The following is a 13948-nucleotide window of genomic DNA, read 5'->3' as shown; positions in this document are numbered from 1 at the left end:
CTATGCTGAGTTGTCTGTTAAAAAATGTAAGGAAGAGCCATGAATGCTCTCGGCCGCTTCTCCATCCGCACGCGCCTTTACTTCGGGACCGTTTTTTCCCTGATTCTTCTCGTTGTCATTGGCGCCATGGGTTATGTGGCGCTGGACCGCACGCGCGGCACGCTGCAGGTGCTGTTCTCGCAGCGAGTGCAGACCCTCACGGACATGTCGGATCTGCGCACCACGCTGGGGGACCTGCGCCGGACCGAAAAAGACATCATCATCAATTTCAACAACTCGGTGGAGGTCTCGGCCTTGCGCGAGTCCTGGGCCAAGACCCTGGCCGCCCTGCGCAAGAGCCTGGCCGATGTGCGCCAGGTCCAGTCGGGCGACACGGAGTTCGTCGCGTCCATCGATAAATCCCTGGACGAGATCAAGCAGTACGAAACTGGCATCTCGCCGATCTTCGAGCAGATCGAGCGTGCCCAGCTCGATGGTGCAGGCGGTGGTGCCTACGCAGACCGCCTGAAAGTGCACATGGAGGCCACCGACAAGCTGTTCTCCAGCCTGTCCGCCACGGCCCGTGCGCGGATGGATGAAGCCCGCGAAGGTGTGGAGTCGCGCACCTCCACGATGTCTGCCCTCATTGGCATCGGGCTGCTGCTTGGGCTGGCGGTACTGATTCCGCTCACGTTCTTCAGCGTGCGCTCCATCACCCGGTCCCTGGGCCAGGCGCAGGAGCTTGCCGACCGCATTGCCAGTGGCGATCTATCGCGGGACGTGGCTGCCATGAACCAGGATGAGGTCGGCCAGCTGGTTTCGGCCATGGGCCGCATGCAGGATGCCCTGCGTGGCCTGGTGCGCCAGGTGCAGGACTCGGCAGGCAACATCACCACCGCCAGCTCCGAGATCGCCAGCGGCAACCACGACCTGAGCCACCGCACCGAGCAGACAGCGGCCAACCTGGAGGAAACCGCCTCGTCCATGGAGCTGTTGACCAGCACCGTGCAGCAAAGCGCGCAGTCCTCCCGCCAGGCCAGCGACTTCGCCTCGTCGGCCGCCGAAGTGGCCGCGCGTGGCGGTGCCGTGGTGTCGCAGGTGGTCACCACCATGGACCAGATCACCACCAGCTCGCGCAAGATCGCCGACATCACGGGCGTGATCGACTCCATTGCATTCCAGACCAACATCCTCGCGCTCAACGCCGCCGTCGAGGCCGCGCGCGCCGGCGAACAGGGCCGGGGTTTTGCCGTGGTGGCGAGCGAGGTGCGCAACCTCGCGCAGCGCAGTGCCGAGGCGGCCAAGGAGATCAAGGGTCTGATCGGTTCGTCGGTGGAACGCGTCGAAGACGGCTCGCGCCTGGTCAGCCAGGCCGGGCAGACCATGACCGAGATCGTCAGCAGCGTGCGCCGGGTGTCCGACATCATTGCGGAGATCACCGCCTCGTCGGCCGAGCAAAGCGACAACATCGGCCAGATCAGCCAGGCCGTGGGCCAGCTCGACCAGATGACGCAGCAGAACGCCGCGCTGGTGGAAGAGTCCACCGCTGCTTCCGAGTCGCTGCGCGAACAGGCCCTGCACCTGAGCAGCGCGGTCAGTCAGTTCAAGCTGCAGGACGGCGGTGTTTCCACACCATCGGCCTTCAGCGCGGCAGCAGCAGCGCCCTCTGCACCAGCCGTGGCCCAGGCGCCGCGCCGGCCCGCGCTGCGGATACGGTAGTTTTAGGTATTTTTGGCAGCTGGCGCTTGTCCATCAAGCGCTGGTAGCTATCAAAATAATAGTAAATGGTGGCTTGCCATGGTTTTGCGCAACCCCACAGCGCTTGCAACTGGCGCGCCCCAGGCCAGTGCACCCGTGGAGCTGGTTTTGCCAGGCCACCGGCTACGTCGCCCTTCGGGGGAGGTCGCGCCGCGGCTCAGGGGGTATCTCAGTCCCTGGTTACCCGCAGCACTTCTTCACGGCTGGTAATGCCCGCGGCAATCAGCCGCTCGCCATCGTCGCGCATCAGGGCCATGCCACCCGCCAGCGCCGCAGTGCGAATGTCGGCTTCGGACGCCTGGTTGTGGATCTGCGCGCGGATCGCGTCCGTGGTCACCAGCAGCTCGAACACGCCGGTGCGGCCCGTGTAGCCCGTCTGGCCGCAGTGATCGCACCCGCTGCCCTGGCAATGGCTGCAGTACTTGCGCACCAGGCGCTGCGCTAGCACCCCCAGCAGCGAGGACGACAGCAGGAAGGGCTCCACCCCCATGTCGGTCAGGCGCGTCACGGCGCTGGCCGCGTCGTTGGTGTGCAGCGTGGCCAGCACCAAATGGCCCGTCAGTGAGGCCTGGATGGCGATCTGCGCGGTCTCGAAGTCGCGGATTTCACCGATCATGATGATGTCCGGGTCCTGCCGCAGGATGGCGCGCAGGGCCTTCGCAAAGGTCAGCTCGATCTTGCTGTTGACCTGCGTCTGCCCCACGCCCGGCAGCTCGTACTCGATCGGGTCTTCCACCGTCATGATGTTGTTGCGCGTGGCGTCCAGGCGCCCCAGGCCCGCGTACAGCGTGGTCGTCTTGCCCGAGCCCGTGGGCCCGGTCACCAGGATGATGCCGTGCGGCTGCGAGATGAGGCCTTCGAAGCGGCGCAAGGTGTCGCCCTGCATGCCCACGGCTTCCAGGCTGAGCTTGCTTTCGCTCTTGTCCAAAAGCCGCAGCACCGCACGTTCGCCGTGGGCGCTGGGCAGCGTGGACACGCGCACGTCGATGGCGCGGGTGCCCAGGCGCAGGCTGATGCGGCCGTCCTGCGGCAGCCGTTTTTCACTGATGTCGAGGTCGGCCATGATCTTCAGGCGCGAGATCAGGGCGGCGTGCAGGGCGCGGTTGGGCTGCACCACCTCGCGCAGCGTGCCGTCCACCCGAAAGCGCACGCTGGAATGGCGCTCGTACGGTTCGATGTGGATGTCGCTTGCTCCGTCGCGCGCGGCCTGCGTGAGCAGGGCATTGAGCATGCGGATGATGGGCGCGTCGCCAGCGGACTCCAGCAAGTCCTCCACGGCGGGCAGTTCCTGCATCATGCGCGAGAGATCGGCATCGCTCTCGACCTCGCTCACAACCGTGGCCGCACTCGATTCGCTGTGCGAATACACGGCACTGATGCGCTGGGCCAGTGCCGGGGCGTCGAGCGGCAGCAGCTGCTGCACGGCGTGCTTGCGCAACACCTCCGACAGCGCCCCCGCGTCAGGGTGGGGGCCATGCCACAGCACCAGGTGGTGGCCGTCGTCCTCCAGCAGCAGCTGGGCGGTACGGGCAAAGGCGTAGGGCAGGGGATGGCGCATGGGTGTGGGTCCCTCAGAGCGCCTGGGGCGAGACCGTGGCGTTGAGTGCCAGACTGCGCACGGTGGCGGCTGCCGCATTGGCAGCGTCTTCGGAGTTGTAGGGGCCGACCCGCACGCGGGTGAGCGTGCCACGGTTGGTGTCTACCGATTGAATGGACAGGGGCAGGGCGGAGCTGCGCAGCTTGGTCATGGCGGTGCGCGACTCCGCGTCCTTGCCGAACACGCCCACATTCACGTAGTACTGCGGTGCCGGGGCCTGTGCCTGGACCGCCGGGGCGGCGGGTGCGCTGCTTTGCGGTGCAGGTGGGGTCGGTGGTGCCACGGGGGCGAGCGGCTGCAGGGGCACCGGCACGGCGGGCTGCACGGACGCAGGACTGGGGGCCGAAGGCGCCCGCTCAGGCAGCGCGGGCAGGATGGGGGCGCCAGAGACCGTGCCCATCATCAGGCTGGGGCCAGGCTGTGTGGTGTGCTGCAAGGCACGGATGGCCTCATAACGGTCCACGACCAATGCGTCGCTGGTGGCGTTGTCACGCACTACGATGGGGCGCAGGAAGATCATCAGATTGGTTTTGCGGCGCGAGCGGTTCTCGCTCTTGAACAGGCTGCCCACCACGGGCAGGTCGCCCATCAGGGGCACCTTGTCCTCGCCCTGCGAGTAGGTGTCCTCCAGCAGGCCGCCGATGACGATGATGCTGCCGTCGTCCACCACCACGTTCGATTCGACCGCACGTTTGCTAGTGGTGGGGCCGGTGGCGTTGGACAGGGTGGATCGGTCGATCTTGGAGATCTCCTGGTAGATCGCCATCTTCACGGTGCCGTTCTCGCCAATTTGCGGGCGCACCTTGAGCATCAGGCCCACGTCCTTGCGCTCCACGGTGTTGAACGGGTTCACGGTGCCACTGTTGCCGGTGTTCGCATACGAGCCCGTGACGAAGGGCACGTTGTCGCCGATGAGGATGCGCGCCTCCTCGTTGTCCAGCGTCATCAGGTTGGGGGTGGAGAGCACATTGGCGTCGCCGCTGTTCTGCAGGAAGTTGGCCAGCGCGCCCAGGTAGTACTGGCCGTTGACGCGCGGCGCTAGCGCCAGATTCATGCCGCCGCCCAGCCCGGTGGCTGCTGTGGCGATACTGGTGGCGCTGCCTGACGCGAGCGCGGCCGTCAACCCCAGGATGTTGGCGCCGGCCGCACCGGAGTTGGTGCCGATCACGCCCACGGTGCCATCGCCCTGCTTGCCCAGGATGCCCTGCCACTGGATGCCGAACTGGGCCACCTTGTTGGCCGACACTTCCACGATCAGGCTTTCGACCAGCACCTGCGCACGCCGCCCGTCCAGTTTGTCGATGACCGCGCGCAGCTGGCGGTACAGCGGCTCGGGTGCCGTGATGATGAGCGAATTGGTGGTGGGGTCGGCCTGGATCTGGCCGCCCGTGGAGGGCTGGTTGTTGTTGGTGCTGCTGGTGCCCATCGTGTTGCCGCCAGTGCCCAGGCCCCCTGTATTGCTGCCCGACAGCCCGCTGCCCGTGTTCAGGATGCTGCCGCTGTTGCTGCCGCCGCCCAGGCCGCCGCTGGGCGCCGCCGGCGCGGCGCTCGCGCCCGCACTGCCACCACCCGTGTTGCCGCTGCCGCCCATGGCCGCCATGGCCGCGCGCAGCGTGGTGGCCAGCTTGGTGGCGTCGGCGTTCTTCAGGTACACCACATGGATGTTGCCGGTGGATGCGCTGCTGCCGGGTGCGGGGGCCTGGTCGAGCTGGGCTACCAGCGCGCGCACCTGGGCCACGCGGGCCGGGTTGGCGGCCCGCAGGATCAGCGAGTTGCTGCGCGGCTCGGCAATCAGCGTGGTCTTGAACGAGGTGTCGGCCTGCCCCTGTGCGGCGACCGGTGCGGCGCCGCTGCCGCCATCGATCAGGCGCGCCACCAACGGCGCGAGGTCGGTGGCGATGGCGTTGCGCAGCGGAATCACCTCCACGTCGCTGGCGTTGGAGACATCCATGGCCGCCACGATGCGCGCCAGACGCTGCAGGTTGTCGGCGTAGTCGGTGATCACCAGCGAGTTGTTGCCGGGGTTCACGTTGATGGTGTTGTTGGGGCTGATCAGCGGGCGCAGCACCGGCACGAGGTTGGCGGCGTTCTCGAAGTTGAGCTTGAAGATCTGCGTGACGATCTGCCCGCCACCGGGGGCGCTGCCAGAACTGCCCTGCACCACGCTCACGCTGCCGCCCTGCAGCTTGGCGTCGGCTTCGGGCACCACCTTGTACAGGCCTGCAGCCTCCACCACCGTGAAGCCCTGCAGCCGCAGCGCTGCCAGGAACTGCTGGAAGGCGGCGGCGGGTGTCACGGCGCGTTCGGTGACCAGGTTGAGCTGGCCCTTCACGCGCGGGTCCACCACCACATTGCGGCCCGTGATGGTGGCCATGGTGCGCGCCACGGCTTCGATCTCGGCGTTGGCGAAATTCAGGGTGACGGGCTCGCCGGCGCGCACGCTGCCCGTGCCGGTATCGATGGCGGTTTGGGCAACAATTTGGCCACTGGCGCATGCCAGTAATGCGCTAGCTGCTATTGCTTTAAGAGCAAAACCCAGACGTGGTGACAACAAGGAGTTCATAGGTTCAACCCACGGTGATGATGGAGCGCGCGCCGCTGCGCCGTCCAATGATGTTCAGAAGATTCGACAGGGCTGCTTCGCGCTCGGGGGCGGCACTGGCTTCGCCCGCAAAGCGCAGGCGGTTGCCCACCCACTGGCCGGAACCATTCAACTGCAGGTGCCCGTCCAGCGTGCTCAGGGTGAGCGTGGGCACCTCGCCGCCCTGCACCGCGAGCCGGTAGCTGCCCATGGGGCGCAGGGTGGACAGGCGGGATGACATGGCCCGGGCATCCAGCTGCACCTGGCCCGCCAGGGACATGCGCCCGGCACTCCACCGAAGGGTGAAGCCGCGGGTCTGCAGCGCCAGCTGGCCCTGGGGCTGCAGGGTGTTCCAGGGCGTGCCCAGCCCGGTCAGCACGGAGGCTGGCCACAGGCTCTCTCCGTCGATCACGGTCAGGCGCGTGCCGGACCAGCCTGCACTCGCTTGCAGCTGCAGTGGTGTGGGGGTGCAGCAACTGGCATGCAGCTGCGCGTGCAGGCCACTCCAGCTGGGGCGAATTCGCCAGTCCAGGCGGCCGGGCAGGGCGGCGCTGTCCTGGCTGGCAGCGCCCCCCGTCAGCACCAGCTGCGCAGAGCCCGTCCAGACCGTACCCCGCGCTTGCAACAGCTGCACCTGCCCGCCCGTGGCGCTGGCCACGCTTTGCGCCAGCCAGTGCGCTGGCGCAAACACCACCACGGCAGGCAATACGCCCGCCACGGCGCCGGTCAGCGCCCAGGCCCATGCGCTGCGGGGCGCGCGGGTGACGGGTTTTCGATGTCGTGAGGAGGTGGCCACGGGGAGAGGGTGTCGGGTGCCGGTGGGCAGATTCAGGGCTGGGCGGGCGGCAGGGCCAGCACCAGGGTGCCGTCCCAGCGTGGCATCGCAGCGGCCGCGCCGCCCAGGGGGACCGGGGCGTTGGGCGCGGGGCTGGCCCCGGCGGTGCTGCGGGTCAGGCGCGCTTCCACCGGGGCGGCGCGGGCGTTGCTGCGTGCCTGGGCCAGCCACTGGGCCAGCGCGTCGGCGGGGGCGCCCTTGAGCGTGACGGTGGCGCGGTCGCCCACCACGTTGAGCTGGGCCGCATTGCCCAGGCGTTGTGCGAGCGCCGTGCGCAGCGCACCGACGGAATCGCCGCGCGTATTGCGCGGGGCCGACTGCAGCTGCTGCGCCTCGGAGCGCAGGCCTTGCATGCGCTGCAACTGTGTGTCCAGCTCGGCGTGGCGCGCTGGCGCGGCGCGCAGCGTGGACAGGGCCGGTGCCACGGCCAGCCACCACAGCAGGGCGAAGGCGATGAGGCCGCCCGCGGCAAGGACCATGTTTTGCTCACGCGGGGCCAGGGCCTGCCAGCGGGCGCGCAGGGCGGGGGAGGTAATGGTGGTCATGGTGTGCCTTCCGCGCGCAGCAGCAGGCTGCCATCGTCCAGCCGGGCCCGGTAGCCCGCCGCCTGCAGGCGGGCCGAGAGCACGGATTCTTCATCGGGGGCCAGCGTGACACCGCGCAGGCGCAGCTCGCCGGGGGCGTATTCGATGCCCGTGGGCTGGCGGCCGCTGGGCAAGGTTGCTCCTGCGGCAGCGAGCAAGGGCTCCAGGTCACGGGCCGATACGGCACCGGCCGCCTGCCGCAGCTGGGCCAGTTCGCGTTCCATCTGCACCGGGGCGTCCACCACGACCTGCACCTTGGGGAAAGTCTGGGTCAGCGTGGACCGCACGGCTGCCTGTTTGGCGGCCAGCGCCTGGCGCTCCTGCCAGGCCCAGGCATTGAGCCCGATCAGATGGGCCACCACCAGCAGTCCCGCACCCCAGCGCGCCGCGCGCCACTGGGGGGCATTCAGCAGTGCGCTGGCCAGGCTGCCTGCCTTGCGCAGTGCACGGGTGCGGCCTGTGCTGGCCAGATCGAACTGGGCCAGGTCCCAGTCGCCGCGTGCGGCGTCCAGCGCCCGCTGGCTGGCGGTGTGCAGTGCCACGCGCTGGCCCAGGGTGCGCTCTGCCAGGGCCGCGACCGCAGGCTCGGCGCGCACCACCGGTGCATTGTCTTCGTCCGTGGCTGCATCCTGGGGCAGCCCGGCACGGGCCAGCATCACGGAGGCAATGGACAGGGGCAACACGGCCACGCCGTGGTCGGCACCCTGGCCAGTCAGCACCACGCAGGCGTCTTCGGGGGTGCCCAGGGCACACAGCTCGGGACGGCCACTGGGGGTGGGGCCAGGGGAGAATTCAGGCACGACACGCGACACACGGCGGCCGGCGGCTTCCAGGGCCTGCAGGTTTTCGCGCAACCAGTTGCGGTCGCACACCGCCACCCACACGGGTTCGCCCGCATTGGCATCGGGCTGGATGGCGAAATGCAGTTGTGCTGCATCGTCGAGCACGCGGTCTTCGAGCAGCCCCTCCAAGGCCGACCTCAGGCGCGGTGTCTGCTGGCCCGCGCCCAATGCCAAGCCAGGCGGCAGTTGCACCCGTTGCCAGGACAGTGCCCGCGCCGGCACCACGGCCACCACTTCGCCGCCAGGGCGTGTGGGTTCGGGCAGCAGCGCGGCCGGGGCGGTGGCGTGGCGAAGGGCGGTGTGGCCGTCCGCCGTCAGCGTGTAGCTGTACTCGGTGGCCGGCCCCGGACGGGCCAGCGGCAGGAAAAGAATGAGGGTGCTCATGGACAGGTTTTGCGGGCCATTTTAGGGGGCGGGCTTGACGGTGCGGGCCGAACCTGCGGATGTGTTGCAGATGTGTCAGATTTCAGCGCGGTGCCTCCGGCGTGCCGGGGGCAGTTTCGCGGTCAAAAGCACCCCGTTCGCGCCACAGCGTGGTGACCTCGATGCCCTGTTTGCGGACCAGCGATCGCTCGTCCACCATGGCGTCGCCCAGGCGCAGGCGGCCGCGCACCTCGAAGTACGAGGAGGCCACAGCATGTGCGCCTTCATTGATGTCGATGCTGGCGCCCAGCAGGTCGCGCACCTCGCTGAGCGTGCGGAAATGCCGGGCTTCGCGGGCTTGCAGCATCTTTTGGGCACTGGCCATGTCCAGGCCGTCGATGGCGGCCAGCAGCACATCGATGTCGGCGGTGTTGAGGTTGACCGGCGCACGCACGGGCAGCAGCGTCACGTGGGGCGCCAGGCGGGCCACGGTGGTGGGCGCCAGGCCTAGCCAGCCCAATTGGGACATGGTGGGGGGCAAAAGAGGGGCGGTGTTGACGTCGGCGCCGGTGGTGGCCTGCGCGCGCCGCAGAGCGTCGGTGAGCAGGCTCAGTTCCTGCTGCGGAAGTGCCAGGCGCTCGAACAGCCGCGTGAACTGCCGCAGCGTCAGGGTTTGCACATTGCCGCCATCGACTAGGTTGGTCAGGTTCAGCCGGCCCTGCATGTCCGAAATCTGCCCCGACAGAAAGGCCTGGGTGGTGTCGGTGGTGGCGTCGTCCACCTGGCTCACGTTCTTGTCGGCCGCGAGAAAGGTGGACAGCCGCGCCTCCTGCAGTGGCACGGCCCAGGGCTCGGCCAGGTGGTCGGCGCCGCCCGAGCGGCCGTCTTCGCGCAGGATCAGGCGCGACCAGTCGAGCGCGCCGACCAGAATCCAGGTGGACTGCACGCGGCCGCGCTCGGCCGTCTCGACCTCCACCGCGCGCCACTGCTGCCACATGGACGCCGCCGCGAAAGTGGCCACGAGGGTGACGGTGAGCATGGCCAGCAGCAGTGCAGCGCCGCGCTCCCTGCGAACCGGGCGCGGCCACGTGTGGAATCCCCCGGAGGCGCTGTGAAACTGGCGCGACCCAGACCAGTGCCACCGTGGAGCTGGCTTTGCCAGGCCACGGGTGGCGTCCCCCTGGGGGGAAGCGGCGCAGCTGCTCAGGGGGGGGCTTGTCATTGTCATGTCCGCCCCCCACCCAGCACGGGGTTCACCCAGTCGCGCGTGAGCCGGCCCACCAGCGCCTGGCCGGGCGGCAGGGTGATCTGCAGGCGCACGCCATCGGGGATGACAGAGGTGCCCGCCGGCGTGGCGCCGCTGCTGGACAGCGGGTTGGACCACGCACCGCCCCGGTAATAAAAGATCTGCCAGTCCTCCAGTGGCAGCAGCGTCATCTCACGGCGCCGCTCGGCCTCGCCCGGGCTGCGCGCCCATTGCCCGGCCAGCTGCCACGCTTCCTGCCATTCGGCGCGCGTGCGCACCGGTGGCGACTGCCAGCGCATCCACTGGCCGACACCCTGGGTACCCCGGCGCGTCCACGCCACCACCAGGGCGCCCTCGTCGGGCACCGCGCTGCTGCGCCGCGTCAAACGCAGCACCTGGCCATCCCAGTCGAGCGGCGTGGTGTTGGCAATGGGCATCAGTGCATCCAGGTCCGTGCCCCACTGGCCCAGGGCCGACTGCAGCACCAGCATCTCGTCGGCCCGCTGGCGCGTGATCTCTTGCGCCCGCACCATGCCATCAAGCCCCCGCCAGCTCAGGATGGCCAGCAGGCTCATCACCGCAATGGCCAGCAGCAGCTCGACCAGCGTGAAGCCACCGTGAGTGCGGCGTGACTGGTTCCTTCTTGCATGCAGCCGCGCATCGCCGGAGGCCGTGGAACCTGGCGCGCCCAAACGCCAGTGCCACCGTGGAACTGGCTTTGCCAGGCCACGGGTGGCGTCCCCCTGGGGGGAAGGCGCGAAGCGACTCAGGGGGGCCATCTAGTCAATACCTTCCGATGATGGTGGAGATGCGCAGGATGGAGTTGTCGCCATCCAGCACCTGCGCGTCCATGCGGCGGAAGCTCGGGTTGGGCGTGGGCCGCACGATCAGGGCCACGGTGAGCTGGCGCCCGGCCTGTTCGCAGGTGAGCTGGCTGTCGCCCACGCTGGGCATCTGGCGTGAAAGGCGCGCATAGACCAGTTCGTTCTCGGCGCACAGCTGGGCCAGCACGATGTCTGACTGGCGCAGCGCATTGCGCGTGAGCGCCGTGGTGGCCTGCAGCCCCGCCATGAGTGCGATGGCCACGATGCTGAGCGCCACCAGCACCTCCACCAGCGTGAAACCGCGCAGTCGCTTGCGGCGGCAGGGGGGCAGGGGGGTGTTCATTGGACGGTCTCTACGGTGAAGGGACGCACCCCGTCGGTAGCGACGCGCAGCGTGCGCTCGGGATAGGCCTGGTGGGTGATCAGCACCTGCTGGGGCCCAATGAGGGGCTCCGGCCCCAGCACCAGCAGCGTGGGCGCGCGCACCGTGGTGCCTGCATCCAGCCACTGGCCGGGCATTGCCGCCAGTGCGCTGGGCGGCAGGCCCTCGAACCGGAAACCACGCGCGTCGGCACGCCAGCGCACAGGCATGCCCCCGGCGCGCGACTGGGCCCGCGCGGATTCCAGCAGCGCCGCCAGCCGGGCCGCCTCGCGCTCGACCAGCGTCTGCCCGCTGTCGCGCATCGCCAGCCCTACCCCGGCCGTGGCCAGGGCGATGATGCTGATGACCACCAGCAATTCAAGGAGGGTGAAGCCGCGTGAGCGGTTCATGGGCCTATGCAACGTGAGGTTGCAACGGTCGCGGCGTTTCCAGAAGGCGAGCGGCCGCAGCGCTGGGCCGCCCCAGGCAAGGCCCGGCCCCCTCGGGGGGCAGGGAGCGACACGCAGTGCGCGACCGTGGGGGCCACACTACTGCCAGCTGCCAACATCCGCGTCCTTGCCTTCGCCGCCCGACTGCCCATCGGCGCCGAACGACATCACGTCGATCTCGCCCTTGATGCCGGGGTTCAGGTACTGGTACGGACGGCCCCAGGGGTCGTTGGGCAGTTTTTCGAGGTACAGCTTCCAGTTGTTGGGTACCGGCCCCGAGGTGGGTTTGATGATGAGCGACTGAAGGCCCTGTTCGGCCGTGGGGTAGCGCTGGTTGTCCAGGCGGTACAGCTTGAGCGCCTGCATGATGTTGGTGATGTCGGTGCGGGCGGCGGTCACGCGGGCATCGTCGGCACGTTCCAGCACATTGGGCACGATGAGGGCGGCCAGCACGCCGATGATGACGAGCACCACCATGAGCTCGATGAGGGTGAAGCCACGGGCCACATTCCTGGCCAGGCGGTGGTGTGCGGAGCGCAAGAGGCGGGGAAAAGAAGTGTTCACTGCTGGCGGTCTCTCGGATGGTCGAATCGCGTGAATCATAATCCCCGCATGGTGACCAATACGTACAGCAAATGGGGCGTCCGCCTGGGGACTCTGGCGCTATGGGCCGCCGCAGGCGCCAGCGTGGTCTTTTGGGGACTGCGCCTGTCGGCCCCTGCGGCCGGAACCGCAGCGCCCGTGGTGCTGCCCGCGCCCGTGGCGCCCGATGCGCAGGCCTTGGCCCGGCTGCTGGGGGCTGTGCCCGCAGCCCCGGGTGTGGTGGCGGCCGCCCCGGTGGCGACGCTGGCCAGCCGGTTCGCGCTGATCGGGGTGCTTTCGGGCCGCAACAGCGGGGGCGGTGCCGCGCTGATCGCGGTGGATGGCAAGCCCGCCAAGCCGTTCCGGGTGGGCACCGCAGTGGATGAGGGGCTGCTGCTGCAGGCGGTGGGCCCACGCCAGGCACAGCTGGGGCGCGAAGCCGGTGGCCCGGCCACGCTCACGCTGGACATGCCGCTCAAGCGTTGATTCGAGGGCAGCAGGTCTCTGGCATTTGCGCTAGCCCAGGTCGATCCTTTCCCACTGGCCCCAGCCCGGCGCGGCGACGGGCCATTCTTCCGGGCGCGGCAGCACGCCGCTGCCGTGCGCCTTCAGCCACGCCACACTGCGGATGACCCCGGCGTGGGTGATCCACACCACATCCTGCGTGGCCCCACGGGGGGCATGGCCGCCGGGGCCGTGGTCCTGCAGCGCAGCGGCCACGCGGGCCAGCACCGCCGCCAGGTTTTCCCCCTTGCCTGGGCGGTAGTGGGCAAATGCGGCCGTCCAGGCGTCGATGTCGCTGCGGGCAATGGAATCCCAGGCCTGCCCCTCCCAGCTGCCAAAGTCCATTTCGCGCAGGCGGGCGTCGGGTTTTGGGGTCAAATCAGGCCGCATCGCTTGCAGTTCTTGCGCAAGCTGCTCACATCTTTGTAGCGTAGAGTGAACCACCCGCGTCTGGGTCGGCAACGCGGTGGCCAGGCGTTCTGCGGCAGCGCGGGTGGCGGTGGGGTCGGCGGGGATGTCCAGCGCGCCATAGCAGGTACCGGGTGCCACCAGAGGTTGGGCGTGGCGCACCAGCCAGAGGCGGGCACCGCGCTGCGGTTGAGCCAGGGGCTTCACATCCAGCGCAAGGCCAGCGCCGCGCCCAGGTAAAAGCCGATTTCGCTGACCTGCTGCGTGGCCCCCAGGCAATCCCCCGTGAAGCCCTGCAGCCGGCGCGCAAACCAGCGCGCCATCCAGGCGGCGGCGAGGGCACTCAGCAGGATCGACGCTATTAAAAATATAGCTTTTTGCGCTTGCCAGACAAGCGCCAGCGGTACAAAACACCATAAAAATGCCGTCACCAGCGCCGCGCCCGAGATCTGGTCCGCCAGCGGCTTGCTTTTGGACCGGGCGGTGTCGCCCACATGCTGCAGGCTGCGCACGATGAGCAGCGGCCAGAAGCGCGACACCACATGCGCCCCCACCAGCCCGGCCACCGCAGCCAGCAGGCTGTGGGCACCCAGCAGTGCCAGCAGGCTGAGCTTGGCGAGCAGCGCCAGCACCAGCGCCATGGCCCCGAAGGCGCCGATGCGCGAGTCTTTCATGATGTCGAGCGCCCGCTCGCGGTCGGCACTGCCGCCCAGGCCGTCGGCCACATCGGCCAGGCCGTCTTCGTGAAAACCCCCGGTCATCAGCACCGTGGCGATGGTGCAGAACACGGCAGCCACGGCCGGGGCGAGCGGATTGGGCGCCAGGGCCCAGTGCAGCGCGGCATACACGGCGGTGGACAGCAGCGCCGCCAGCCAGCCAATGCCCGGAAAATGCGCCGCGCTGGCCCGCAGCATGGCGGGGCTGTAACCCACCCACTGCGCCAGCCGACCGGTGACTGGAATGCGGGTGAAGAACTGCACGGCCAGCAGGTAGTGGCGCAGGGCTTGCATGGGCTGGCGGTGGTTATGTCAGATT

Annotated in this window: 14 protein-coding genes; 2 read left to right on the top strand and 12 right to left on the bottom strand. The window is 68.9% G+C overall.

Features of this window, described 5'->3' with window-relative positions:
- The first annotated feature begins 39 nt into the window (after positions 1–39).
- Positions 40–1698 carry a methyl-accepting chemotaxis protein gene (locus ASE52_RS21400; RefSeq protein ID WP_057229072.1) on the top strand — a complete coding sequence of 553 codons (1659 nt, stop codon included), beginning with the start codon at positions 40–42 and terminating at the stop codon, positions 1696–1698.
- A gap of 208 nt (positions 1699–1906) precedes the next feature.
- On the opposite strand, the gene ASE52_RS21395 is transcribed toward ASE52_RS21400, so the two are convergent.
- The 10 genes from ASE52_RS21395 to gspG all read right to left on the bottom strand — a co-directional run bounded on the left by ASE52_RS21395 (position 1907) and on the right by gspG (position 11959).
- Positions 1907–3295 carry an ATPase, T2SS/T4P/T4SS family gene (locus tag ASE52_RS21395; protein ID WP_010462317.1) on the bottom strand — a complete coding sequence of 463 codons (1389 nt, stop codon included), beginning with the start codon at positions 3293–3295 and terminating at the stop codon, positions 1907–1909.
- 13 nt (positions 3296–3308) lie between these two features.
- Entirely contained in the window at positions 3309–5897 is a 2589-nt protein-coding gene (gspD, locus tag ASE52_RS21390; RefSeq protein ID WP_081474617.1) for a type II secretion system secretin GspD, read from the bottom strand.
- Positions 5898–5901: 4 nt separating this feature from the next.
- Entirely contained in the window at positions 5902–6711 is an 810-nt protein-coding gene (gene gspN, locus ASE52_RS21385; RefSeq protein WP_057229070.1) for a type II secretion system protein N, read from the bottom strand.
- 32 nt (positions 6712–6743) lie between these two features.
- Positions 6744–7295 carry a type II secretion system protein GspM gene (gspM, locus tag ASE52_RS21380; RefSeq protein ID WP_057229069.1) on the bottom strand — a complete coding sequence of 184 codons (552 nt, stop codon included), beginning with the start codon at positions 7293–7295 and terminating at the stop codon, positions 6744–6746.
- Positions 7292–8560, bottom strand: coding sequence for a type II secretion system protein GspL (gene gspL / locus ASE52_RS21375; RefSeq protein ID WP_057229067.1), 1269 nt, complete (start codon positions 8558–8560; stop codon positions 7292–7294). Before gspL ends, gspM begins: the two co-directional genes overlap by 4 nt.
- A gap of 82 nt (positions 8561–8642) precedes the next feature.
- Entirely contained in the window at positions 8643–9761 is a 1119-nt protein-coding gene (gspK, locus tag ASE52_RS21370) for a type II secretion system minor pseudopilin GspK (RefSeq protein ID WP_158004183.1), read from the bottom strand.
- 2 nt (positions 9762–9763) lie between these two features.
- Positions 9764–10564 carry a prepilin-type N-terminal cleavage/methylation domain-containing protein gene (locus ASE52_RS21365; RefSeq protein WP_082606981.1) on the bottom strand — a complete coding sequence of 267 codons (801 nt, stop codon included), beginning with the start codon at positions 10562–10564 and terminating at the stop codon, positions 9764–9766.
- 4 nt (positions 10565–10568) lie between these two features.
- Positions 10569–10952, bottom strand: coding sequence for a type II secretion system minor pseudopilin GspI (gene gspI / locus ASE52_RS21360; protein ID WP_010462304.1), 384 nt, complete (start codon positions 10950–10952; stop codon positions 10569–10571).
- On the bottom strand, positions 10949–11380 hold the full coding sequence (locus tag ASE52_RS21355) for a prepilin-type N-terminal cleavage/methylation domain-containing protein (protein ID WP_057229063.1): 432 nt from the start codon (positions 11378–11380) through the stop codon (positions 10949–10951). Before ASE52_RS21355 ends, gspI begins: the two co-directional genes overlap by 4 nt.
- Before the next feature lie 138 nt (positions 11381–11518).
- Positions 11519–11959, bottom strand: a complete 441-nt coding sequence (gspG, locus tag ASE52_RS21350; protein WP_029413934.1) for a type II secretion system major pseudopilin GspG — start codon at positions 11957–11959, stop codon at positions 11519–11521.
- Between the two features lie 72 nt (positions 11960–12031).
- Here gspG and ASE52_RS21345 point away from each other — a divergent pair, with 72 nt between their 5' ends.
- On the top strand, positions 12032–12487 hold the full coding sequence (locus ASE52_RS21345) for a type II secretion system protein N (RefSeq protein ID WP_010462298.1): 456 nt from the start codon (positions 12032–12034) through the stop codon (positions 12485–12487).
- A gap of 30 nt (positions 12488–12517) precedes the next feature.
- On the opposite strand, the gene ASE52_RS21340 is transcribed toward ASE52_RS21345, so the two are convergent.
- Together ASE52_RS21340 and cobS are read right to left on the bottom strand one after the other, a co-directional pair.
- The gene (locus ASE52_RS21340; RefSeq protein ID WP_082606979.1) at positions 12518–13120 is read right to left on the bottom strand and encodes a histidine phosphatase family protein; all 603 of its coding nucleotides are present in this window, start codon (positions 13118–13120) and stop codon (positions 12518–12520) included.
- Positions 13117–13923 carry an adenosylcobinamide-GDP ribazoletransferase gene (gene cobS, locus ASE52_RS21335; protein ID WP_057229061.1) on the bottom strand — a complete coding sequence of 269 codons (807 nt, stop codon included), beginning with the start codon at positions 13921–13923 and terminating at the stop codon, positions 13117–13119. The genes ASE52_RS21340 and cobS overlap by 4 nt, the downstream gene beginning before the upstream one ends.
- Between the last annotated feature and the right edge of the window lie 25 nt (positions 13924–13948).

This window comes from Acidovorax sp. Root275 (assembly GCF_001428965.1).
Classification (GTDB): Bacteria; Pseudomonadota; Gammaproteobacteria; order Burkholderiales; family Burkholderiaceae_C; genus Acidovorax; species Acidovorax radicis.
This window is presented reverse-complemented; position numbering and strand designations above follow the sequence as displayed.

Coding starts and splice junctions, on each gene's coding strand:
- gspK (WP_158004183.1), bottom strand. CDS start 9,761: ATGACAAGCCCCCCCCTGAGCAGCTGCGCCGCTTCCCCCCAGGGGGAC.
- gspI (WP_010462304.1), bottom strand. CDS start 10,952: ATGAACACCCCCCTGCCCCCCTGCCGCCGCAAGCGACTGCGCGGTTTC.
- ASE52_RS21365 (WP_082606981.1), bottom strand. CDS start 10,564: ATGGCCCCCCTGAGTCGCTTCGCGCCTTCCCCCCAGGGGGACGCCACC.
- gspM (WP_057229069.1), bottom strand. CDS start 7,295: ATGACCACCATTACCTCCCCCGCCCTGCGCGCCCGCTGGCAGGCCCTG.
- ASE52_RS21400 (WP_057229072.1), top strand. CDS start 40: ATGAATGCTCTCGGCCGCTTCTCCATCCGCACGCGCCTTTACTTCGGG.
- ASE52_RS21345 (WP_010462298.1), top strand. CDS start 12,032: ATGGTGACCAATACGTACAGCAAATGGGGCGTCCGCCTGGGGACTCTG.
- gspL (WP_057229067.1), bottom strand. CDS start 8,560: ATGAGCACCCTCATTCTTTTCCTGCCGCTGGCCCGTCCGGGGCCGGCC.
- ASE52_RS21355 (WP_057229063.1), bottom strand. CDS start 11,380: ATGAACCGCTCACGCGGCTTCACCCTCCTTGAATTGCTGGTGGTCATC.
- gspD (WP_081474617.1), bottom strand. CDS start 5,897: ATGAACTCCTTGTTGTCACCACGTCTGGGTTTTGCTCTTAAAGCAATA.
- ASE52_RS21395 (WP_010462317.1), bottom strand. CDS start 3,295: ATGCGCCATCCCCTGCCCTACGCCTTTGCCCGTACCGCCCAGCTGCTG.
- cobS (WP_057229061.1), bottom strand. CDS start 13,923: ATGCAAGCCCTGCGCCACTACCTGCTGGCCGTGCAGTTCTTCACCCGC.